The following is a 23,730-nucleotide window of genomic DNA, read 5'->3' on the forward strand; positions in this document are numbered from 1 at the left end:
CACGAACTGCCAGGCCGTCCAAGATGACCTCTTCGCCACCATTGTACACCATGTCTATGTTTTGCGGCGCAATCGTTTTGCGCAGACCTAGTCAGCCGATCCGCTCGTGCTGCAGGGCGGCCTGTGCCGCCGCAATACGCGCCACCGGGATGCGGAACGGCGAGCAACTCACGTAGTCGAGTCCAAGTTCCTCACAGAACGCAATCGAGGCCGGGTCTCCCCCATGTTCGCCGCATACACCCGTTTTCAAATCGGGACGTCGTGACTTTCCTGACTCGACTGCCCATCGTATTAACCGTCCAACCCCACGCGTATCCAGTGTTTCAAACGGATTCGAAGAAAGGATATCGCGATCGAAATAGACGTTGAGGAACTTTCCCTCAGCATCGTCGCGACTAAACGCGTATGTCATCTGCGTCAAATCATTTGTTCCAAACGAGAAAAACGACGCATCTTCCGCAATTTCGTCTGCCGTCAAGGCGGCGCGCGGCACCTCAATCATCGTTCCGATCCGGAAATCAATCGTCACACCCAGCCGTTCCATCACAGCCTGCCCGACCTGTTCCATACGTTCGCGCAAGTGGCGCAACTCCTTCGTCGAGCCGATGAGTGGCAGCATGACCTCCAACTCGACCTGAATTCCGCTTTCAACTGCTTGTGCCGCGGCTATCACGATAGCTTCCATTTGCATGTCGTAAATCTCGGGGTAGACGATGCCCAGGCGAGAGCCGCGCAGCCCCATCATCGGATTGGCTTCGCGCAAGTAACGAGCTTGGCACAACAATTGTTCGACCTCGGCGATTTCGCTTTCACTCGTAGCCTTTGCCCGCAACCGCCCAAGATTTGCAACCAGTTCTTCTTCCCGTGGCAAAAACTCGTGTAAAGGCGGATCGAGCAGGCGGATCGTGACAGGAAGTCCGTCCATCACGCGGAATATCTCGGTGAAGTCTGCCACTTGCAGCGGCAGGAGTTCGTCCAAAGCCGCCTTTCGCTCCACAGCGTGGGTCGCTAGAATCATCCGCTGCACCAGCGGCACGCGAGCAGGTGATAAGAACATGTGCTCCGTACGGCAGAGGCCGATGCCTTCCGCGCCAAATTCGCGAGCACGGCGCGCATCTTCAGGTGTGTCGGCATTCGCCCGGACGCGCAAGCGGCGAACTTGGTCGGCGATGGCAAGCAATTCATTGAGCTCGTTGGCCATTTGCGCTTCGGCGAGCGTACCTTGGCCAATAAACACCATTCCCATGCCGCCATCGACAGAAACCCAATCGCCCTCGCGAAGCATGGCTTCACCGGCACAAAGCGTGAGTTTTTCCATGTCAATACGCAGATCGTCGCAGCCGCAGACGGCAGGCTTGCCGATGCCACGAGCGACGACCGCTGCATGGCTGGTCATTCCGCCGTGCAGCGTCACGACGCCTTCAGCGGCAAGAACGCCGTGGATGTCTTCAGGCGTCGTCTCCGGCCTCACCAAAATCACCCGTTCCCCACGCCCTGCCCACGCAACAGCCGTATTGGCGTCAAAGACGATACGCCCGACGGCCGCCCCGGGCGAGGCTGGTAGGCCTTTTGTGAGAACAGCAAGCCCATCCGTGGATTGTAGCCGCCTGTAAAGCAGTTGTCGCAAATGCTGTGCATCGACGCGAAGTAACGCTTCTTGCGGCTGAATAAGTCCTTCGTGCACCATGTCGATCGCGATTTTGACTGCAGCCTGTGCTGTGCGTTTGCCGTTTCGCGTCTGAAGTACATATAACCTGCCGCGCTCGACCGTGAATTCGACATCTTGCATGTCGCGAAACCTGGTTTCCAACTGATGCGCAACGGTTATCAGCGAACGATACACCGTTGGCATTTTAATCGCCAACTCTGCGATAGGTTGCGGTGTACGCGTGCCGGCGACAACTTCCTCACCTTGAGCGTTGACAAGGAATTCTCCGAAGAGCGCCCGTTCGCCGGTTGCAGGGTGGCGCGTGAAGATGACGCCGGTGCCGCTGTCTTCACCGATATTGCCAAAGACCATTGCCTGTACGTTGACGGCGGTGCCAAGATCCTCGCTCAAGTTATGCAACTTTCGGTACACCATTGCACGTTGGCTGCGCCACGAGCGAAAGACCGCTTCAATAGCCAGCCGCAACTGTGTGTGTACGTCCTGCGGGAACGGTTCGCCGACGCGCTCGGCATACACGCGCAGGCATGTGGCGACGACTTCCTTCCAGGCGCCGGCTGCCAAATCTCCGTCGAACTTGCAACCGTGGCGTGCCTTTGCACTCTGCAAGACGTGTTCAAACGGATCGAGCGGCACATGAAAAACCACGTTTGCGAACATTTGTATGAGACGACGATAGGAGTCGTAGGCAAAAGCGGGGTTTTGCGACTGGTACGCCAAAGCCCGAACCGTTACATCGTTGAGACCTAAATTGAGGATGGTATCCATCATACCGGGCATCGACACAGGAGCCCCGGAACGCACAGAGACCAACAGAGGATGAAAAGCATCTCCAAACCGCTTGCCCGCCGCTCGTTCGAGGCGCAACATGGCCATGGAAACCTCGCTTTGCAGATGGTCGGGCAAACGTTCGCCTGCTTGCCAAAACGCCTTGCAAGCTTCTGTGGTAATCGTGAAGCCAGGTGGCACAGGCAACCCCCACTGCACCATTTGGGCAAGATTTGCGCCTTTTCCGCCAAGCCTGGTCCGATCGCGCGGATCGGCCTGATCAAACGCATATACCCAAACGGAACGAGCCTGCTGCCCCTCTATGGTGACATCGTCAATTCTCTCCATGACCAGGCCTCCCTATCGTTCAAACATGAAATGCTGAATTGCAGGAATGATTGGTACCATAGAAATAACACACTTTTAATTATGACGCAATATTTACGATGATGCGTTGATTTCGGCGCAAGTATGATGTCATAATAGCAAGCAACAGGATGGTCTGTTTCGCGAACACATCTGAATGGTGCGATGCGCAGCGTACATTGAATGGGGTTTAGCGTTTGGGAGGGAAATCTGAATATGGAGAGAGAATTAGCACTCGAGTTGGTTCGCGTCACGGAAGCTGCCGCGCTTGCGTCCTGCTCCTTTGTTGGCCGCGGTCACTGCGACGGCGCGGATGGAGCTGCCACCGAGGCCATGCGAGAAATGCTGAAATCGGTGGACATTCGCGGCACCGTCGTGATCGGTGAAGGTGAAATGGATGAGGCACCCATGCTTGCGCAAGGCGAACAAGTAGGTAACGGACACGGGCCGGATGTCGATGTCGCCGTCGATCCGATAGAAGGCACTACGATGTTGGCGAAAGCCCTGCCCAATGCCATGTCTGTCGCGGCCATCGCGCCGCGGGGCCAACTCCTGACTGCACCTGACATCTATATGGAAAAACTCGCTTGCGGGCCACGTCTGCGCGGCCTGCTCTCACTCGATGCCCCTCTTCCCGTGACCCTGCAACAGGCCGCGCAAGCGCTCGGCAAACCGCTCCAAGAGTTGACCATTGCGGTCCTCGAGCGCGATCGACATCGCGCACATATCGAGCTGGCTCGCCGCCTTGGTGTGCGCGTCAAACTGCTGGCCGGTGGCGACGTGATTGGCGCCATCGCAACAGCATTGCCACGGGGTGGCACCGATCTATACATCGGCTCCGGCGGCGCGCCCGAAGGCGTACTGGCAGCCGTCGCGCTACGTTGCCTTGGCGGCGACTTTCAAGGGCGGCTTTTGCCAGAAACGCAAGAACAGCGCGATCGCTGCCTAAAGCTTGGCATCCAGGACCCAACACAAACCTTGCAATTGCACGATCTCGCAGGAAACGACGACGCCATTTTTGCGGCGACCGGCATTACGGATGGGGATTGGTTAAACGGAGTTACGCGCGAAGGCGACTACCTGCACACGCATTCGGTTGTGTTGCGGGCCGGTACTGGCACCATCCGCCACGTGAATGCCATTCACCATCGCCCGCTGCAAGTTCGCCTTGCGCAATCGGGATGAAATAACCTAGAACAAAGAGCCTGCTAATGGCCATCAAGACTCGCCAGCCAGCAGGCTCTTCTCGTTTGTCACTCCACGCCGTTTGCCAAGTGACGGATGGCGTCCTGCGGTGAACGCGAACTTGCCGCTGGCCACGCCTGTTGCCGATCCGCCGACCAATGCAAGCGTTTTGCCGCCCCCTCTGCCACAAGCGGATCGATGCCTGCGCTTTTCAAGGTTTTGACTGCTTCGTCCATTTCGTGCGCCCGCCGTTGACCGTGCTGTAAGTTGCGCTCGACGAGATACCATGCCAGCGTTGAAAGTTGGTGCTGGGGAAAAGATGCGTCGAGCGAAGCCAGCATATCTGCGGTGACCCCGTACCTTTCTGCGGCGACAAGCGCCTCGATGAACAAGGCTTCCAGGCCTTTGAGCACGGTGCTTCGGCACATCTTCAAGGCGGCTCCGGATCCAATCTCTCCGGCCAAGACCGAAATCTTGCACCCATATGGGCGCAGGGCAGCGGCAAAAGCCTCGGCTCCCGGCCCGTCGGCGACCATTGGCACGCGGTGGCGATGGGGTCCCACGGCTGACATTACAGCGACAGAGGCAAACCATGCACTGGCTTGCGCTCGATGCACGACTTCCCCAATTTCGCGCTTCACGGCTGGCGAACAGGAGTTCAGATCGGCATACACCTGACCGGGCTGTAGATACGGCGCAATGGTACGTGCCACGTCTGCCGCGACGCTCGCCGTGACCATGGACAAAACCACATCGGCTTGTGCACAAACATCCTTGGCGCTACCGAGAAGCTGGACGCCAGCCGCCAGTGCGCGCCCTTCCATGCTGCTGTTCTGCATCGCATCATACGCAACCATCTGTGCAAGGCCTGCTTCATGCAGACCAAGTGCGATGGTCGACGCCGCTTCGCCAAACCCGATGAAACCTAGTCGCACGGCTCACCCCTCCCATTCGGATTGAGAGACCCAGGTCACGCCCATGGCTTTCAACTTGTCGCGCAAACCGTAAATTTCCAAGCCCAATTCGCCACTCTGCAGGCGAGCGCGTGTTTTTTCCTCTTTTTCGATCCGCAGTTGTGCCAATCGTGCAATTTCTGCGGCACGTTCTTGCGGAACGCACACGACGCCGTCGGCATCTGCAACAATGATATCTCCAGGACGAACCGCGACACCTGCACAGACGACGGGTACGTTCACGCTGCCAGGCGTCGCTTTCACCGTACCCTGAGCGCTGATGGCTCGCGACCATACGGGAAAGTGTAGCGCTGTCAAATCCGCCACATCGCGCACGCCTGCTTCGATGATGAGCCCCGTCACGCCATGCACTTGCATCGAAGTCGCGAGCAGTTCACCAAACATGCCGTCGGTGGACGGCGACGTGGTTGTGACAACGACCAGGTCGCCGGGTTCAGAGACATCGAGTGAAGCGTGAATCATGACGTTGTCGCCAGGGTGGCTCAACACGGTGACCGCTGTGCCAAATGCTTTGGCGTCGGGGTAAATAGGACGCATGTACGGCAGCATGAGACCACTTCGCCCCATTGCCTCGTGTAAAGTTGCAACCGAGTAACTCCCAATTTGTTCCACGAGTTCTCGATCCGGACGACGAATATTGGTTACGATCACGGGTTTCATACAAACGCACCTCCGACCGATGGGAAGACGCGTTGATAAGCTTCCGCGTACACGATGGGCTGCCCGGAATTGCGCCCTGCCTGAACGCCGCGCCGCTTTGCGACGTCGGTGTAATACGCCCAAAGATGTTCCTGCGCCTGCATGCACTCCATAGCTTGGCGCTTCTTGTCGAAGACCGATGTGATATCGAGGAGTAGATCAATACGAAATTGGCACTGTTCTGGTTGATGTGGTTCGAAGGAGTATAACTGCGGCGCGCCAATGGGAGGATGCTCCGATGGATACCCGTGTGCCTGCGCGAGAATGCGCGCTTCGCGAACCAGTTCTGCCGTGCGCGGGTGATCGGCATTGTACGGATCGAGAAAGGTATGCGTAAGGATGACGTCCGGGCGATGAGCACGGATCTCTTGAACCAGGCCGTCACGAAGCTCTGGCGTAACGTCGATTGGATAATCGCCAACGTCAAAGAACCGAATGTCTGCACCGAGTATGGCCGCCGCCTGTTCCGCTTCCGCACGTCGGATGGCCTTGATCTCCTCCAGGCTCTTCCCGTCTTTCCACAGGCGGGCCGACTCACCGCGTTCGCCAAAACTTAAGCACAGCACCCGTACTTTCCAACCTTGTGAACGATGCAGCGCAATGGCGCCACCTGCCCGCCACACGAAATCGGCTGCATGAGCACTGACGACAAACAGTGTTCCGGGTTGTGACATTTTCTTCGTCCTCCTTCACAGTCGCTATATAAGAAAAATAGATGAACAAGTTCGGCGACATTACAACGAAACCAAGCGGGCTGGGTTGTCGACGAGCATTCTGCGCACATCTGCTTCCGAAACGGATGCGGCAAGCAATCTTTCGGCATAGTCGATGAGTCCATCTACGATGCCAGGATTCGTTTTTTGGCCGAGGTCTGTGGATAACAACGTGCGCTCCGGACCCACCGCGCGGATCGCCTCATACAACTGATCCCAGGTGCACTTGTTGGTGTAGAACGTCGTGTAGCAGTGTTCGATGATCGCCCCCATCTCTGCGAGACGTACCTGATCGGCAATAGAAAGCGCCTCCGAAGGGAACAAGGCGTGCGTGACAATTACGCGATCGACGCCAATTTCACGCGCCGCTTCAACCACGGCGAAAATTTCATCGCGGGCCAAGTGACCTGTGGCGAGCACCATCTTGTATTGGCGAATGAGTTCAAGGCAGGCCCGCACATCGTCTCGCAGTTGTCCGCGCTCGTCGAGCACGGACAGTGGTGCAGTCGCGATGCCTTGCGCCCGTACTTCTTCTTGAATGCGCGCCCAAAATGGCAAATGTGCGGCTCCGCGAGCCTTTTGCTTCTCTTCGCTCTCATTGGCTGCATCGACCGTCGGCAACCATACGATGCGGGCGCCGGCGCGTCCTGCGATGTCGACGACGACAGGATTAAAACCGCCCACCGTGTGATTCAGCGCGATCGCGCCGATGACGTCGACGCCCGGTACGACGGAGGAAACCACTTTCGCTCGCTCAACCGTCGGAAAATAATGCGATTTGAGCGCAAAACCTCGCCAGCCGATGGCATTGAACTGTTGTGCGAGTGTCACGTCGTCGATGCTGCGCTCGACTAGATCTGGCCAGACGTGAACGTGTAAATCATAGGCTCCTGCCAACAGGCGGATGATGTGTTCGGATTGAGGCATGAACTGAAACCCACCCTTTCTGAATATAAGAAGTACAATTATGCCGACAAAATTGTTGACAATTCAGGGTGTGACAAAGAAGACCATCTCCGAGGTCAGGGCCCTGACCTCATCTTGCGCAACGTATCACAAACATGCGACAGATGTTTGCGCATCGCTTGTTCTGCAGCATCCGCGTCGCGCCCCGCAATGGCCTGCACAATGGCGGTGTGCTCCTGTAGCGAGGGATGCGAGCGGCCAGGGGCAAGAATGGTTCGATATTGGTAGCGGACGTTTTGTGAGTTGAGCGTATCGAGCAGTCGGCGCGCCGTCGAGTGGCGAGACATCTCGGCAATCGTGCGGTGCAATCGGGCATTGCCCTCTGAATACGAAACGAGATCTCCCTCTTCGAATTTTTCACGCATCCATCCCAAGAGTTCCTCAATTTTGTCGATCTCGTCATCCGTCGCACGCTCTGCCGCGTAGCGAGCAATGATGCATTCCAGCGCCATGCGTACCTCCAAAATCTCGACCGCTTCCTCGTGGGATACGTGGCGCACACGAGCACCGCGATAACGTTCGCGTTCAACCAATCCCTCTTGTTCCAAGCGCGCCAACACCGTGCGCACCGTCGCGCGGCTCGCCCCGAGCCAACGCGCCAAGTCCATTTCCACCAGGCGCTGTGCCGGCATCAACGTACCGTCGACAATCGCCGTCCGCAGTTTTCGATAGCATTCGTCTTCTGTGTACCCCTGGCTCTGCATTTCCAAGAGCCGGCACCGCCTTTCCGACAACTTCTGCTTTTATGCACAGTTATACCACAGGCGTGCCGTAATGATGGAAACTTTCTACGGTCTTGTTCCCCCAGGCCTGCCCACGTGCGCGCTCTTCCTCTGTCCACGTGATGGGCTGCCAATCTGGGGCGAGCACGAGGTAGCCGCCGGAACAGATTTCGATCCGGTTGCCTCCAGGTTCGTAAACGTATACAAAGTAGGTCTGGTTAATTGCGTGTTTGCTTGGGGCGAACTCAATGAAAACACCAGCGTCGACAAACAAGTCGGCTGCACGCCAGATGGCCTCGTTGGTATCGACGCGAAAAGCGATGTGGTGCAGGCGCCCACGAGCACCTGTGGCATCCTGAGTATAGACGAGGTCATAAGATTTATTGCTGCAGCGATACCACACGCCCGGACGGCGACCATTGTTCAGTTGGATCTGCTCTGTGAGGCGCAAACCGAGGTACTTCTCGACAAAATCGCCGTCTGCTTCGGCATGCGAGGATAGATAGTTGACATGATCCATAGTCTTGACCCCGACGCCGCGACCGGTAAACTTCTGTGGTTGATTCTTAAGTGTTGGTCGCAGGTCTGCGGATGGCTGGTAATGCTCGGTCTCATAATAGAGTTCCATCAGGTGGCCGTCTGGACCATGAAACGCGTACGCGCGTCCATGTCCGATATCGCCTTCATGCCACCTGCCCTCGCACCCAGCCATGGTAACAGCCTCTACGCGCCGTTCTAACGCGGCCTCGCTCGCGGCGCGCAAAGCCGTGTGGCCCACGCCGGCGTGGCCAGACTCTGTCAATTTGATGGAATAGCGTTCATAGTCTCCAAAGCAACGCAAATACACCGATTGTCCTTGCCGAGCGACTTCTTCCATGCCGAGGAGTTCACGAAAAAACCAGAGGCTTTCATCAGGCTTTGGAGTCAGCAGTTCGACGTGACCCACATGGGCAATATCGAAACACAGGTCATTGCTCACACCGTTTCACCATCCTGTTCCCAGACGGCAACCTATCGCCGTCTGCAAGGCATTCACACGCTTCTGTTTTGATACGCAATATTGTATGACAAAATAGTATACAACTTCATTCTGCATGTCCAGAGGTCATTTGTCAACGCTTTCTTGAGGGCTCCACATGGTGACATTAAGAGAAAAGACGACTGCCGTGGTGTACATGGACAGTCGTCTATTACGCTATTGCTCAGGAATTTATGCGTGTGTCAGACCAAGCAGATTGCGTACCGCTCCTTCGTCACACTCGATAGGCGGCCACGCCTGCAAATCAAATGGATAGTCTGATCCGGGTAACACACGTTCCTTTCCGGCGACGCTGCAAAGCAATTGCAATGCCTCTGCCGACCACAGCACACTGTCATACCAAAAGCGCCGCATATAGCTGGCTGGTTCGTCGTTCAGGCGCGCCTTGATCTGCGGCCAAACCTCGTATCCTTTGTTCAGACGTCCCAGTTGGTATGGCAGAAAACCGCCGCCGTGCGCCAACAGGACACGCATGTTCGGATATCGATCGAGAATGCCGCCGAGGATCAGATCAAGTGCTGAAATGGTCGTTTCCCACGGAACGCCAATCAGATTGGGCATCATGAGGCGTTGAATCCGTTTGTCGGTATTCAACAGCGGATGAATAAAGACGATGGCTCCCAAACGGTCAGCGACGGACCACAATTCCGCGAAACGTTCGTCGCTGAGTGGAATGTCACTGACGCCTGGACCGACGATGGCCCCTTTCAGTCCCCGGGTCATGGCCTTTTCAAGTTCATGACAAGCTGCATCCGGATCGTTTAACGGCAGCGTCGCCAAAGCTGAGAGATGGGTGCGGTGGCTAGCTACGACACATGCTAAAGCTTCGTTATAAATCGCCGCAAGCTGTTTCGTCACTTCTGGCTCGACTTCATAAAGGAATAACTGCGGAACCGGTGAAACAAGGGTGTGTTGGATGCCGTTGGCCGACTGATCCGCGAGGTATATATCGAGATCGTAAAACGCCCGTTTCAGCTCGAATGACCATTTCCCGCCAACCGTCAGAAACGGTTCCTTATCAGGCACTCTTTGCTCCCATACCGCATCGATGGTGCTATTGGTCTTTAACCAGTCGAGGACCTCGTGTGGGATAAAATGTGAATGAACATCATACATGCCGTATCACCATCTCTTTAAAAGCCATGTTCAGGACGAGGAGTCGGCCTTTGAAACGCCGCCAACCGCCCAGTTTGCTTTGGGCATTTCGTAAAGTAACACGCGCACAGCATCCGGCTGAACACCGAGCGTACGAACGACGGCGTCCGTCACTTCCCGAATCAGTGCTCGTTTGGCCTCCGCGGACCGACCCTCAAGAATGCTCATCTGCACTAATGGCATGTCAAGACGCTCCTTTTATGAATCCTAGTTAAGAAGGGGGCAAATAGGGCCCCCTCGTTCGTGCGCAGGTTTATTGGCTAACCGTGAGTTCGATCTCGCCCATCCCTTCGAAGGAGACAGAGATCCGATCTCCATCGTGAATGTAGATTGCCTCTGTAATGCCTCCGGTTAAGACAACCATACCGGGTTCCACAGCTTTACCGATGCGACTGAGCATCCGCACCTGCTCTACAACAGAGCGCACTGGGTGGCCGAGAACGGCGGCACCGGCCCCGGTCTGCTCAACCTCTCCGTTTCTCCGCATAACGACACCAACTTGGTCAAGCGCAATTTGATAGGGAGAATATGCCTGTTCGGCGAGATAGAATTTCGCGCTGGATGCGTTGTCGGCGACGACATCGACGAGCGTGAAGGAAAAGTTTTTGTAACGGCTGTCGATAATTTCGACCGCAGGAACCACACACTCGGTCGCGAGCCAGACATCGCGGGGCAGGATCTTGTCGCCTTCCAGGCGGTGCTTGAAAATAAAAGCGAGTTCTGGCTCAACGCGCGGATGAATGAGCCCCGTGAGCGACACATGCGGGTCATATAACTCCATGCCGTCGAGCAGATGCCCGAAAATAGGCTCATCGACACCAACTGATTGTTGTTTCGCCTTGCTCGTTAAACCCATCTTCCATCCGACAAGCTTTTGGCCTTCATTCATGTACTTGCCCATGCAGAGCTGTTGGATTTCGTACGCATCCTCGACAGACAGTCCTTCGTACCGAAGTGTCAGCTTCTCCAACTCGGCAGCGGATGTTTGATGTCGGTATAACTCGTCTGCGATCGCTTGTAAATTCATCGGTCCATCCTCCCAGAGCTTATCAGACAATCTATTACGCCTGTCGATGTGCGATTTCGTACGCGACGTCGACAATCATATCCTCCTGGCCGCCCACCACGCGGCGGTTGCCGAGTTCGACAAGGACGTCTCGAACATCGACGGAAAATTGTTCGGCCGCGCGCTGCGCGTGCAGCAAGAAGCTCGAATAGACGCCAGCATAGCCCAACGTGAGTGCTGTGCGGTCGGTGATGATGGGCCGATGCATGCGCGGGCGCACGACATCTTCTGCAGCGTCCATGGCCGGATACAGCGATACGCCTGTGTCGATGCCGTACTTTTCGCACGCCGCGACGAACACCTCAAGTGGCGTGTTGCCAGCGCCAGCACCCAAACCACCAAGGCTTGCATCGATGCGATACGCACCTTCTTCGACCGCCGCAATGGAATTGGCAACAGACACGCCCAGATTGTTGTGGGCATGAAAACCGACTTGCACGTCGTCTGGCAAAGCATTGCGCAGTGCCGATACCTTGCGGCGCACCTCATCCATCAACATGGCACCAGCCGAATCGACGATGTAGACGGCGTGTGCGCCGTACGACGCCATTTTCTTTGCCTCTTCCACCAGCCGCTCGACGTCGGTCATGTGCGACATCATCAAAAAACCAACAACATCGAGGCCCAACTTGCGACCCTCTTCGATGTGCTGCGCCGAAATGTCCGCCTCGGTCGAATGGGTAGCTACACGCACGCCGCGAATACCATACTCGACGGCCCGTTTAAGATCTTCCACCGTACCGATCCCCGGCAACAGGAGTGCCACGACCTGCGCGTTTTGAACCGCGCCGCACACCGCCTGCAGATAATCCGCTTCCGTTTCTTTTGAAAATCCATATTGCACCGAGCTACCCCCGAGCCCGTCGCCATGCGCCGCCTCGATCAGCGCGACCCCTGTGCTATCTAAGGCCGACGCGATTGCACGAGCATCTTCGACACTGAACTGATGGCGAACGGCGTGCATCCCGTCGCGCAGAGTGACATCCGTCACTTCAATCCGATACTTATAGGCCATAAATGTTCCCTCCTCACTGGTTGACCGCAGCCCGGTGCTTGGCATACTCCTCAGCGAACTTGACTGCAGCCGCCGTCATGATGTCGAGGTTTCCTGCATAGACCGGCAAATAATCGCCGAGGCCTTCGACTTCAATGGAGACGCTGACCAAGTTATCGCGGAAAATCGGTTCGCGATTGAGGCGATAACCTGGAACATAGGTCTGCACGTGGCTCACCATTTCGCGAATGGACGCAAGCACCTTATGCCTTGTCTCCTCTGATGCGTCGTCCATCAAACAATAAATGGTATCTCGCATCAAAATGGGCGGTTCAGCCGGATTGAGGATGATAATCGCTTTGCCGCGTCGAGCCTTGCCGATGGTTTCAATGGCTCGTGAGGTCGTCTCCGTAAACTCATCGATGTTTGCCCGTGTCCCTGGGCCGGCGCTCTTACTCGCAATGGTCGCAACGATCTCGGCATACGACACGCCGACTACACGGCTGACCGCATATACGATAGGAACAGTTGCCTGGCCGCCACACGTGACCATATTGACATTTGGAGATTCAAGGTGCTCCTGCAAATTCACCGCCGCGATCACGTATGGTCCGCGCGCGGCTGGCGTCAAGTCGACGGCCTGGATTCCTGCCTCGCGTAACAATTTCGCATGACGCACGTGCGCTTTCGCACTTGTTGCATCGAAGACGATATCCGGATGCACCCCGGCTTTCAGCATAGCGGCTAAGCCTTCCGCAGAGACTTCGAGGCCGGCGTTTTTCGCACGGCGCAGCCCGTCCGACTCTGGATCGATGCCAATCATCCACCGTGGTTCAATCCATTCGCTACGCTGTAACTTCACCATCAAATCCGTGCCGATGTTGCCCGATCCGACAATCGCAGCTGTTAATTTTGTCATATTGGTCACCCCCATGAAGACTCAGACAAGTTCGCCTTGGCCAGGGTGAATTCGACACGCCCCAATCGGCCGAAGGAAAGTGCGACATGATCGCCAGAGCGCACGGGTACTGCGGCGCTGACTGCACCAGAGAGCACAACGTCGCCCGCACGCAAGGTCGTGCCCAAAGACGACAACTTATTCGCCAACCAGGCCACCGCAATGGCCGGATGCCCCATCACAGCGGCTCCCGCCCCAGTCTCCACGACTTCGCCATTGACTTTGAGCACTGCCCCACAGGTCGTTAGATTGGCATCACGAACGGGTGTCGGTTCATCCCCTAATACAAAACAACCAGCCGATGCATTGTCTGCGATGGTGTCTGCCAAACGAATTTTCCAGTCGGCGATCCGGCTATCGATAACTTCGAGCGCAGGCACGACAGAGCGTGTCGCACGCAAGACGGCATCAGCGTCGACATCCGGCCCTGGTAGATCCTCCGCCAGAATAAACGCCAGTTCGGGTTCAACCTTCGGTTGAATCAGAGGAAAGTCGACAATGTCGCGAGAACGGTACCGCATCGAGGCAAATAGATGTCCAAAGTCGGGCTCGTTGACGCCGAGCATGCGCTGCATCGGCTTACTCGTCAGTCCAATTTTATGACCCACGACGCGATCGCCAGCTTGTTGCTTCTTGTGGGCATTCAGCAATTGGATTTGGTACGCAACTTCCATCGACATGTCGGGATATCGTTCTGTCAACGGCGGGATCGTGCGCAACGCACGTTCCGCCGCAAACAGTTCAGCCGCCAAATCTTCCATTTGGAATACCGCCATCACCATCACCTCGTTACAACTTGATGCAGACATTTTTCAATTCCGAGAAGAACTCGAAGCTGTGTACTCCACCCTCGCGGCCGATACCACTTTGTTTCATGCCGCCAAAAGGCGTGCGCAGGTCGCGTAGGAACCATGTATTCACCCAAATCACGCCCGCTTCGATCTCGGCAGCGACACGATGTGCCCGCTTCAGATTGGACGTCCAGATGGTTGCCCCTAAGCCGTAATTTGTGTCATTGGCGATGGCAATGACTTCTTCTTCTGTGTCGAACGGTTGAATGGTCACAACAGGTCCAAAGACCTCTTGGCGCGTGATTTCACACGAAGAGTCGACGTCGCCGATGATGGTGGGCTCGAAAAACGCGCCGTGTTTCAGATGTTCAGGGCGCTTACCGCCAATCAGGATGCGGCCTCCCTGTTCGACCGCGCGCCGCACGAATCCTTCGACGCGCTCCAGGTGTTCGAAAGAGATAAGAGCGCCGACGTTCGTGTTTGGATCGAGCGGATCGCCAACGACGAGTTGAGCGGTCTTCTCGACCAACCCGGCGACGAAGCGGTCATACAATGGACGCTCGACGTAAATGCGCGAGCCGCATAAACACACCTCACCTTGGTTGACAAAGCTGGAGCGAATCGTTGTCGTCAAAGCATCTTCGAGATCGCAGTCCGCAAAGACGATGTTCGGGTTTTTGCCGCCAAGTTCCAAAGACAGGCGCTTGAGTGACGAAGCTGCAGATTTCATCACGGCTTTGCCTGTCGTCGTCTCACCCGTAAGCGAGATCAGATCGACATCTGGGTGTTCGGTCAAGGCAGATCCGGCAGCATCTGGGCCAAAGCCGTGCACAACGTTGACAACGCCATTTGGCACACCTGCTTTTTGGCAGATTTCAGCCAATTTCGTCGCCGTCATCGGCGTCAATTCGGCCGGTTTGATCACGCAGGTATCGCCTGCTGCCAAACACGGCGCAACCTTCCATGTCAACAAAAACAAAGGCAAGTTCCACGGTGAAATAAGGCCCGCCACACCGACTGGTCGGCGCAGGGCGTAGTTCAGCGCGACGCCCTCCATTTCGAACGCCTCTGTGCTCATGCCTTTCACAAAGTCGGCAAAAAAACGAAAATTGTAGGCCGATCGTGGGATATCGAGACTCTTTGCCAGTGTTAGCGGCTTGCCGGTGTCCGTCGTCTCGAGAAGAGCCAATTCATCCAGATTTTCTTCAATCAAATCGGCGATCCGATGCATAATGGCAGCTCGTTCTGCCGCGGATGTCTTGCCCCACGTCTTAAACGCTCGACGTGCAGCGGCGACAGCCTGATCGATTTCCGCTTTGCCACCTTCCGCAACAACACCGATCTTTTCACCGGTTGCTGGGTTGAAATTGTCAAATGTGCGGCCGTCGTGCGACTCACAAAATGTGCCATCGATAAAATGCAATACCTTTTCCATACGTTCTCCCTCACCCGTGTTCGTGTTGTGATTGCAAAAATAGAATGCGGCGAAAACCAATCAGACAACATCGGCATAACGCATTGTTAGAACAGGGTTACCCGATCCCGATGAGGGACCATAACCGTGCAGTTCGCCAGTAAACTGTTTGCGCAGCACGCCAAGTAAGACAGCGACGTGCCGCCCTCCAGACTCGACGCCTGCAGCTCGCACATACGATGGCAGCATAGAAACCGCCGAAGCCTTGTCTCCGTTGACAAGGTATTGGCAAAACTCGCGGTCAAGCGCCTGCTCTGTGATGTTTGGCCACAGTTCCGGCCCCCGACCGAGGTTGTGCGCAAGCGCGCCACTGGCGAGAAAAACGACACGCAATGGGGTGTTGAGGAATACTTCTCCCATCACTTCGCCCCATCGAATCGACTCGTCGAGTGACGCCGCCCAGCAGACGGACAAATCCACAACCGGGATATCGGGCCGCTTGAGCAAATAACGAAGTGGCACAACAGTACCGTAGTCCCAGATATAAGTCGGATCATCAATCCCAACAACTTGAAGTCCGGCAGCCTTCCCTGCCTCTACCAACTGACGCCCAAGTTCTGGGTGTCCAGGGTGACTGTACGCAACGTCGGTAATTAAATCTGGGCACTCGACTGCGGTCAAAACGCCTTGATGCGCAGGCGTAATGTCGACATAATGGATGAAGCTAGACATCCAGTGACACGAGATGAGCACGATGACATCTGGATTGACATCATCGATGATGTCAGCGCATTTCAACATGGCCTCCACCATCGGTTTTTGAAATTCAGGGATTCGATCCCGATGGCAAATGCGCGGTGTGTGCGGCGTGATCATCGCCAATTCAAGACTCATGGCGACTTCCTCCCTTTTTCACATATCGGTGCAGCCAACCGATAGCAATGGTCGTCCTTGTGCCGCGACGCGACGCTTCGGTGTAACGCCTCGCATTGATCGTAGCACTAGGCAAACGGTTACAACACAATCTTGTTTCTCTATGCGGAACAACGCGAACCTCATGTCGATTGCCAAAATTCTATCGGTCCTCGAGGAGGGACACCATCATGGAGCGTCAAGCGGCAGACTATAGAACTTTGTCATCGCTAAAGAATGCTTTGCACGCATTGAAATGCTTTACACCTGAAGAACCGGAACTTGGTATCACGCAGATAGCGGATAAGCTCGGATTATCGAAAAGCACTGTCCATCGCGTCATGACGACGCTCGCCGAAGAAGGATTTGTACGGCGCGATGAACAGACGCACAGATACCGCCTGGGCCTTTCCGTCCTCAGTCTGGGTGGCATCATTATGTCGAATCTCGAAATATGTCGGGAAGGTCAGCATCTCCTTGAGGAATTCGTCAATCGCTTTGACGAAACCGTCCATCTTGCAGTGCTCGAAGATTACGCAACAGTCTATGTGAGCAAGCTGGAGTGCAAGCACCCAGTGCAGATTGCCACGCACCTTGGCCGAAAAAATCCTTTGCACTGCACCAGTTCGGGCAAGGTCATTCTCGCCTACCAGGACAGCACCGTGATTGACGAGGTCATCCGGCGCGGGTTGCGCCCAATGACGCCGAACACCATCACCCATCCCGACACACTGCGGCAGCTTTTATCCCAAATTCGGAAAGACGGGTACGCGTTTAGCCAAAGTGAATTGCGCGAAGGTGTTCACTCCGTCGCCGCCCCAGTCCGAGATTACACGCGGCAGGTCATCGGCGCTGTCACCGCGGTCGGGCCCGCTGCGCGGTTTACGCCCGAAAAAATGAAATCGCTGGCCAAGACGCTGGTGTCCATCAGCAAGGAAATCTCGCATCGACTCGGGTATTACGAACGAGTCCGTTGACGCATCAGGTACCCCATTCAATTGGCAAACCAACGTAATTTTCGGCTATGGTTGAAAGGCCGTGGACGGACGATGTCATGTAGTCCAACTCGGCCAGTTGAATTTCCCGATCAAATGCGGAGTGCTCCGGAAAACGGTGTAGCAGTTGTGTCATGAGGTTAGAAAACCGCTCCGCCTTCCAGACTCTTCGCAAACAGATCTGCGAATACCTCGCCAACAAGTCTGTACGACTGTCTTGATAGAACTCACCAATCGCGGCGGCCAGCACGCGTGCGTCCGAAACGGCTAAATTCAATCCCTTAGCACCTGTCGGCGGAACGATGTGAGCCGCGTCCCCGGCCAAAAACAGGCGCCCATACTGCATTGGTGAGCAGACAAAGCTGCGCATCCCAACGATGGATTTCTGAATAATTGGGCCTTCAATCGGCGCCCAACCATCCTCGGTTGCGAGGCGAGATCGCAACTCGGACCAAATTCGCTCGTCCGGCCAATTGGCGATATCGTCCTGCGCATCGACCTGAATGTACATGCGCTGTACTTCAGGCGAACGGGTGCTGACCAGCGCAAAGCCGCGATCGTGGTTACAGTAAATCAATTCCTCGCTCGACGGCGGAGCTTCGACTAAGATGCCAAGCCACCCCATCGGGAACGTTTTGTGGTACTCCGTCCGCACGTTCTCAGGAATGCTCCTTCTGCTCGGGCCATGAAAACCATCGCATCCAGCAATGAAATCGCATGCAATGAACTCGGTCGGTGCTTCTGGTGAACGTCGAAACGATACCCGTGGCCTATCTGTATCGAGATCGTGCAACTGTACGTCACTCACGCCAAACACGATCTCGCCACCTTGCTGCACTCTCGCCGCCACAAGATCCTTAATCACCTCGTGTTGAGCATAAATCATGACCTCTTTGCCACCCGTCAAGTCGCGCATCGGAATACGATGCCCGCGCCCACGGAAGCGGAACTCGATGCCCCCATGTCGTTCTCCGATTTGTTCCATTCGATCCGCCAGCTTAAGCTCGTGTAGTAAATCCACGGTGCCTTGTTCCAAAACACCTGCCCGAATCGTCTCTTCAATGGCCTGCCGTGTACGCGATTCCAAGACAATGGACATAATGCCGTCCCGCGCAAGTAAATGGGACAGCATCAACCCAGCAGGGCCTGCACCGATGATGGCTACCTGTGTTCGCAAAGACAGTACCTCCTTATGGCACTTGCGGCGCCGACTCTAGAAAGCGCTTCCAATGGAGACTATACCCCTCCTACATGCTCGGCCCAACCGTAATGTTTCTATATCCGGAACACTTTTTGAAAAATGGCGCGATCGATAGCGATCGCGCCTGATCTCCGATTATGGGAGGCGATGTTCATCTAAGAAGTCGACAATGCGCTTGTACGCTGCAATCTCATTGTCCTTTTTCATGAAGCCATGCCCTTCGTCAGGGAAGACGATATATTCGACTTCTCTGCCTTGGTTGCGCAGAGCCGCAACGATCTGATCCGACTCGGCCTGGACGACGCGTGGATCGTTCGCCCCTTGAATGACAAGCATCGGTTTCGTCATGCCGTCTAGGTAGGTAATCGGCGAATCTTGAATCAACCGTTCGCGATCCGCCGGATCGTCCGGATCGCCTAACCACTGTTTCATCATGGGCTTCCAGTGGTCTGGAACCGATTGGGCAAATGTGATCAGATTGCATGGCCCGAAGATGTCGACACAGGCTTGGAAGTAATCCGCATGGCGACCGTGCAAAAGCAGAGTCATGTAGCCGCCATAACTGCCGCCGACCAAAAACAACCGGCTTCTGTCCGCCATCCCTTGGCGAATCAGCCACTCGATGCTCGCGACCATGTCCAAGCGAGGACCTTCTCCCCAATCGCGCTCGACCATCTTCATAAACTTTGCGCCATAATCGCTGCTCCCGCGAAAGTTCGGCGCAAATACGTTGTAGCCGCGGAGTAATAGAAATTGGAAAAACGGACGAAACGTCTTGCGTTCGGACGCTTGTGGCCCGCCATGCGGCCAGACGACCGTGTATCCGTTGGCGAGGGCAGGATTAGCCTGAAACCACAAAGCCTCAAGTTCCAAGCCATCGTACGATGGAAAGCGGACAACCTCGGCCGGCACTAACTCTGATTCAGCAACCCCCATCACGCGATTGCCGGTTAACGGCGTCCACGAACCGTCCGGCTTGCGCACGTATAAATTCGAAGGTGCAATATCGCGCATCGCGCGAACGTACAAGGCACCGCTCTCCCCAATGTGCATCTCGGCGATCACGTCGGCGGGACAGGCAATCGGCGTGGCCTCAAAGGTCCTCAGATCGATCTGGAACAACGCATCCCGAACGCCATAACTGACCGAGACATAGGCCACGTTCCCTGGTTCGTGGACAACCAGTTGCTCTGCGCCGCCCCGTTCCGGTTTCCAGACCCTTTCAAATTCTCCTGTATCCAAGTCGAAACGTGCGACATATGCGTCATCCTCGCCGTAATTCGTCGTGAAAACAATTTGACGTCCAACATACTGTAAGGACGAGACCACATGAACGACGCCCTCATCTGGTGTCAAGCACCGACGTTGGTCACCTTGATGTACATGGGCCACCACGTAGGTGTTGGCGTAGGTCGAGAACGTGACAAAGCTCGATTCGTCTTTTGCGACATCGGCTAAAAACGTCGGCGCCTTCGCACCTTCGTATAGAATCGTTTCTGAATCCGTTTCCAAGTCGTACACATAGCCGTTTAGATACATGTGATTGTCCTTATCGGAACAATAGTAAATGCGGTGGCCATCGTCGGAAATCGATGCGAGGTAATGGCGGCGACCAGGAGCCGTACGAATGGGTTGCAACGCACCGCCGTGGGGTGACACAAGATACATCTGTACGTTTTCGTCGCCGTCGTTGTCAAATCCAACAAGTATATAGCGCCCTACCGGATCAAAGCGTATATACGCCGGCGTTTGGTCTTGCGTCGTAAGCGGATACGGGTAATGCTGACCGAGATCAATCCCCCACACGTTATATTTGCCACTCAGGTTTGTCGAGAACGCGATGCGCGACTCGTCCTTGCTGACGGCAAACGATGTGATGGAGTACGTACGAAAAAGTTGTTCTGCGTCTGGCTTGGGTATCTGAATCATCAGAACGACCTCCTGCGGCGGCCCCAAGGATATTCGGAGCACACCCGCCGTGAATTTTCACTGTCGCTCTGATTCTAGCACAACAACATCACAACTCGAGCTGTGTGACGAGGAATATCACACCGAAGGATTCCATGAGGCACACGTTTGCACGAACTGTCTGGCCATCTTAGGATGCGACGAAAAATAGACATGTGTGTAGCCGGCGATCACGCTACCCTTGCTGAATCCTTCCCAACGTCGAGTTTCACCTTGCCGGACAACATAGGCTGGCGCCAGGCTGTCATCCCGGGCGGCAATCCGCGAGTAGTGAAATTCGTGTCCACGCAACTGTCCACCCACACCGTCGAGAACCCCCCCCGGTGCCATTTCGATCTCACGATAGCCAAACCCAGCCAAGCGCTCGGTCATTTCTACAGTCACCGGCAACACACCCGCCATGGCAAAACGTTTTCCCGCCCTATCGATAATGGCGTCAGCGAGTAGCATCATACCACCACATTCGGCCCAAACCGGCATTCCCGCTGCCACTAAGGCGCGTAGGCTGGCAAAGGTTTTGTCGGCCTGCGTCAAACGCTCCAAGTGTACCTCTGGGAAGCCACCTCCAAGATATAGCCCATGTGCGCCCTGTGGCACAGGTTCGTTTGCCAAAGGCCGAAACGGCAACAGTTCCGCGCCATAGAAGCGAAGCAAGTCCAGATTCTCTTGATAATAAAAGTTGAACGCTTCATCTTGTGCAATCGCGATCCTGGTCGTCGGCGTTGTCGCGGCTCCCGCAAATAGTCGAGGTGCCTGAGTTGTCCACGCGTTCGCTGTGTGGGCAAGTCGGGACACGGCTTCGATGTCCACCGTCCGTTCGAGGCTTACCGCCAGCCCATCCAGCCATTCGTCAAGACTCTCTTGTTCCGCAGCAGGAACCAAGCCAAGATGGCGCTCAGAAAGCGTGAAATCTGCGTTGGTCGGCAGATAGCCGACCACTGGCACACCACATGAGGACTCAATGGCCGTCCGCACAATCGCAAAATGCCCCGCTCCCGCCACGCGGTTTGCGATCACGCCGGCGATCTTCACCTGCGGGTCAAACGTTTGAAAGCCGTGCACCAGTGCAGCAGCGCTCCGAGCGCTCGCCGCTGCGTCGATGACGAGGAGCACAGGCGCCGCAATTAGCGTGCAAACGGCCGCGGTGCTGCCTATGTTGGACAATGGATCCTTGCCGTCAAACAAGCCCATCACGCCTTCGATGATCGAGATGTCGCTCCTTTGGCTGGCGCGATCAAAGATTTCACGCACGATATCTGCGTGTGTCATCCATGTATCGAGGTTATACCCCGCTCGTCCAGTTGCGGCAGCGTGATACGACGGATCGATATAATCTGGACCAACTTTAAAGCCCTGAACGCGCAGTCCCCGTCGAGACAGTGCGCGCATCAGGGCAATGGCAATCGTCGTCTTGCCGACACCGCTGTGGGTGCCGGCGATAACTAAACGAGGGCGATTCATCACGTGACCTCCGAGTTTGGCTTCAAGTGATCAGATCACTGATAGCCACGACTCCACTTGTAATATTGCACAGCCGGGCGGTATACGCACATCAATAACCCAACAATCGCGACAAAGCGAAACAGTGGCACAATCGCGTGACAAGCCACAAAGACAAGCATCGCAAAGTATTGTTCACCAATAATAAAGCCGCGAAACGGCACAAGGCTCCGAAGGCGCTGGGCCCGCCCAAAGCCGGTCATGCGCCCTGTCTCGAGCGCTGTCGATGACGCCAACGCGCCATCCGGGGTTGCCGCTACTGCTCGCGGCTTAAAGTGTATCTGCCCGTAATATTCGAGCAAGTATAGGCTAAACAACGCGATCACGGCCCATTTCCACACTGTCAGATCTCGATCGTGAAAGCGAGTGTAACCATAAGCCAAGCTGAAATATATCGCAAATTCCTTGATCCGATCCGACACCTGGTCCAGCCAGCCGCCAACAGGCGAAAACTGTTGTTTATAGCGCGCGAGCTGACCATCTGCGCAATCGAACACATATGAGACCTGAACGAAGACGAGACCAGCAACAACATAAGGACGCAGGCCCACGGCGAAACCTACGCAGCCGATCAGACATAAAAACATGGAAAACAGCGTAATTTCATTCGGTTTAATACGCGTGTTGCGAATCAGATACACGAGCCGAATCGAAAGTGGATAATAAATGTAATTTGTCCAGACATCGATGGGGCGTTTGGCGCATGCATTGATCTTTGCAAGCTCAGACATGCGCGTTCTCCTCCTCGGCGTCCACCAAATGCCGGACGACCTGTTCCGTTGCAAATGCGTAGTCTTCGGGAAAGTCGATCTCGACACATGGCAACCCTGTGATGTCGACAGGGATCATATCGGATTTATCGGCCATGGCATCCAGCGCGTACTCAAAGAACTTCATCTCGTTCCCTGGGACGGCGAGATCCAGTACCTGCTGCCGAAAACGGCGGGCGAAGTCACCTGTAAATTTTGCGACACCGATGAACTCACCTTCGCAGTGTTCTGGATTGAGATGTTTGCCAATCTCAGCGACTCGACCGTGCTCGACGACGACTTTCACCTCTTCGTCGCGACATTGCTTTTTATCAATAGCGAGAAACCCGCCATCGGTACCTGCCTGCAAACGCTGAAGAATCCGCTTGTCGTACACGACATCGGCATTCATATAGTAAAAATCACCATCCAGCACAAGTAGAGCTTCTTTAAGAGAGAACAAGGTGTTCGTTTTCTCATACGCGACATTTTCGACAAAGCGCACAGAAAATGATGGATGGTGAAGTCTGATATGTTCTTGAATCATTTCCTTGCGGTAACCGACGACTACAACTAAATCGGAGACACCAACAGATTGTAAGGCTTCGAGTTGCCAATCCAAAATCGCTTTAGGACCGACTTTAAGCAGGCATTTCGGACGATCCTCCGTTAACGGACGCAAACGGGTTGACATCCCAGCGGCCAAAATCACGGCGATTGGTTTCATGATCAAACGATTCCCCCATGAATCGACAGGTTTTGTCTATCTAGTTATCTCGGCAACAAGATCGATAAATTACTATAATTCACACCACCTCAAAAAAGGTTCAATTTTTGAGGCAAAATGAATATAGACGGCTTGAAGCAGCCATCCGTTCACCCGAAATCTATAGTTGTCAGATTTCGATAAAGTGGAATTCGTGTCGAAT

The 23,730-nt window shown here is 55.2% G+C and carries 22 protein-coding genes; 2 read left to right on the forward strand and 20 right to left on the reverse strand.

Going from position 1 to position 23,730, the window contains the following annotated elements; translation table 11 throughout:
- Positions 1 to 91: 91 nt before the first annotated feature.
- Positions 92 to 2,782 (reverse strand): pyruvate, phosphate dikinase, encoded by a 2,691-nt coding sequence (ppdK, locus tag BLU70_RS04805; RefSeq protein WP_074692428.1) that lies wholly within the window; start codon positions 2,780 to 2,782, stop codon positions 92 to 94.
- Between the two features lie 234 nt (positions 2,783 to 3,016).
- Between ppdK and glpX the strand changes: the two genes are divergently transcribed.
- Complete coding sequence (gene glpX / locus BLU70_RS04810) at positions 3,017 to 3,985, forward strand: class II fructose-bisphosphatase (protein ID WP_040290113.1); 969 nt, start codon at positions 3,017 to 3,019, stop codon at positions 3,983 to 3,985.
- A gap of 68 nt (positions 3,986 to 4,053) precedes the next feature.
- Here the strand turns inward: glpX and BLU70_RS04815 are convergent, their stop codons facing one another.
- The 14 genes from BLU70_RS04815 to BLU70_RS04880 form a co-directional block, all read right to left on the reverse strand.
- Positions 4,054 to 4,920, reverse strand: a complete 867-nt coding sequence (locus BLU70_RS04815; RefSeq protein WP_006447599.1) for an NAD(P)-dependent oxidoreductase — start codon at positions 4,918 to 4,920, stop codon at positions 4,054 to 4,056.
- Between the two features lie 3 nt (positions 4,921 to 4,923).
- Positions 4,924 to 5,619 carry a 4-carboxy-4-hydroxy-2-oxoadipate aldolase/oxaloacetate decarboxylase gene (locus BLU70_RS04820; protein WP_040290110.1) on the reverse strand — a complete coding sequence of 232 codons (696 nt, stop codon included), beginning with the start codon at positions 5,617 to 5,619 and terminating at the stop codon, positions 4,924 to 4,926.
- Positions 5,616 to 6,332, reverse strand: coding sequence for a PIG-L deacetylase family protein (locus BLU70_RS04825; protein WP_074692429.1), 717 nt, complete (start codon positions 6,330 to 6,332; stop codon positions 5,616 to 5,618). Before BLU70_RS04825 ends, BLU70_RS04820 begins: the two co-directional genes overlap by 4 nt.
- A gap of 60 nt (positions 6,333 to 6,392) precedes the next feature.
- Positions 6,393 to 7,298: a DUF6282 family protein gene (locus BLU70_RS04830; protein WP_074692430.1), complete on the reverse strand. Its 906-nt coding sequence runs from the start codon at positions 7,296 to 7,298 to the stop codon at positions 6,393 to 6,395.
- A 95-nt stretch (positions 7,299 to 7,393) separates the two neighbouring features.
- A complete protein-coding gene (locus BLU70_RS04835) occupies positions 7,394 to 8,041 on the reverse strand; it encodes a GntR family transcriptional regulator (RefSeq protein WP_237716489.1) in 648 nt (215 codons plus the stop codon).
- Between the two features lie 49 nt (positions 8,042 to 8,090).
- Positions 8,091 to 9,038, reverse strand: coding sequence for a catechol 2,3-dioxygenase (locus tag BLU70_RS04840; protein WP_006447594.1), 948 nt, complete (start codon positions 9,036 to 9,038; stop codon positions 8,091 to 8,093).
- Between the two features lie 231 nt (positions 9,039 to 9,269).
- On the reverse strand, positions 9,270 to 10,214 hold the full coding sequence (locus BLU70_RS04845; RefSeq protein WP_074692431.1) for an amidohydrolase family protein: 945 nt from the start codon (positions 10,212 to 10,214) through the stop codon (positions 9,270 to 9,272).
- A gap of 30 nt (positions 10,215 to 10,244) precedes the next feature.
- Complete coding sequence (locus BLU70_RS04850; protein ID WP_040290106.1) at positions 10,245 to 10,436, reverse strand: 2-hydroxymuconate tautomerase; 192 nt, start codon at positions 10,434 to 10,436, stop codon at positions 10,245 to 10,247.
- 70 nt (positions 10,437 to 10,506) lie between these two features.
- A complete protein-coding gene (locus BLU70_RS04855) occupies positions 10,507 to 11,280 on the reverse strand; it encodes a 2-keto-4-pentenoate hydratase (RefSeq protein WP_074692432.1) in 774 nt (257 codons plus the stop codon).
- A gap of 34 nt (positions 11,281 to 11,314) precedes the next feature.
- The gene (gene dmpG / locus BLU70_RS04860) at positions 11,315 to 12,334 is read right to left on the reverse strand and encodes a 4-hydroxy-2-oxovalerate aldolase (protein WP_006447590.1); all 1,020 of its coding nucleotides are present in this window, start codon (positions 12,332 to 12,334) and stop codon (positions 11,315 to 11,317) included.
- Between the two features lie 13 nt (positions 12,335 to 12,347).
- Complete coding sequence (locus BLU70_RS04865; RefSeq protein WP_040290101.1) at positions 12,348 to 13,232, reverse strand: acetaldehyde dehydrogenase (acetylating); 885 nt, start codon at positions 13,230 to 13,232, stop codon at positions 12,348 to 12,350.
- Between the two features lie 5 nt (positions 13,233 to 13,237).
- Positions 13,238 to 14,047, reverse strand: a complete 810-nt coding sequence (locus tag BLU70_RS04870) for a 2-keto-4-pentenoate hydratase (protein ID WP_040290098.1) — start codon at positions 14,045 to 14,047, stop codon at positions 13,238 to 13,240.
- 13 nt (positions 14,048 to 14,060) lie between these two features.
- A complete protein-coding gene (locus BLU70_RS04875) occupies positions 14,061 to 15,497 on the reverse strand; it encodes an aldehyde dehydrogenase (RefSeq protein ID WP_074692434.1) in 1,437 nt (478 codons plus the stop codon).
- A gap of 60 nt (positions 15,498 to 15,557) precedes the next feature.
- Positions 15,558 to 16,370 (reverse strand): DODA-type extradiol aromatic ring-opening family dioxygenase, encoded by an 813-nt coding sequence (locus BLU70_RS04880; protein WP_006447586.1) that lies wholly within the window; start codon positions 16,368 to 16,370, stop codon positions 15,558 to 15,560.
- Between the two features lie 209 nt (positions 16,371 to 16,579).
- On the opposite strand from BLU70_RS04880, the gene BLU70_RS04885 reads away from it, so the two are divergent.
- Complete coding sequence (locus BLU70_RS04885) at positions 16,580 to 17,365, forward strand: IclR family transcriptional regulator (RefSeq protein WP_074692435.1); 786 nt, start codon at positions 16,580 to 16,582, stop codon at positions 17,363 to 17,365.
- A 4-nt stretch (positions 17,366 to 17,369) separates the two neighbouring features.
- On the opposite strand, the gene BLU70_RS04890 is transcribed toward BLU70_RS04885, so the two are convergent.
- The 5 genes from BLU70_RS04890 to BLU70_RS04910 form a co-directional block, all read right to left on the reverse strand.
- On the reverse strand, positions 17,370 to 18,560 hold the full coding sequence (locus tag BLU70_RS04890) for a 4-hydroxybenzoate 3-monooxygenase (RefSeq protein ID WP_074692436.1): 1,191 nt from the start codon (positions 18,558 to 18,560) through the stop codon (positions 17,370 to 17,372).
- A 159-nt stretch (positions 18,561 to 18,719) separates the two neighbouring features.
- Positions 18,720 to 20,513, reverse strand: a complete 1,794-nt coding sequence (locus BLU70_RS04895; RefSeq protein ID WP_074692437.1) for a S9 family peptidase — start codon at positions 20,511 to 20,513, stop codon at positions 18,720 to 18,722.
- 117 nt (positions 20,514 to 20,630) lie between these two features.
- The gene (locus BLU70_RS04900; protein ID WP_074692438.1) at positions 20,631 to 22,013 is read right to left on the reverse strand and encodes a cobyrinic acid a,c-diamide synthase CobB; all 1,383 of its coding nucleotides are present in this window, start codon (positions 22,011 to 22,013) and stop codon (positions 20,631 to 20,633) included.
- A gap of 35 nt (positions 22,014 to 22,048) precedes the next feature.
- On the reverse strand, positions 22,049 to 22,783 hold the full coding sequence (locus BLU70_RS04905) for a CDP-alcohol phosphatidyltransferase family protein (RefSeq protein ID WP_006447581.1): 735 nt from the start codon (positions 22,781 to 22,783) through the stop codon (positions 22,049 to 22,051).
- On the reverse strand, positions 22,776 to 23,528 hold the full coding sequence (locus BLU70_RS04910) for a phosphocholine cytidylyltransferase family protein (protein ID WP_040290231.1): 753 nt from the start codon (positions 23,526 to 23,528) through the stop codon (positions 22,776 to 22,778). Before BLU70_RS04910 ends, BLU70_RS04905 begins: the two co-directional genes overlap by 8 nt.
- Positions 23,529 to 23,730 lie beyond the last annotated feature (202 nt).

The organism is Alicyclobacillus hesperidum (assembly GCF_900107035.1).
GTDB classification, from domain to species: domain Bacteria; phylum Bacillota; class Bacilli; order Alicyclobacillales; family Alicyclobacillaceae; genus Alicyclobacillus; species Alicyclobacillus hesperidum.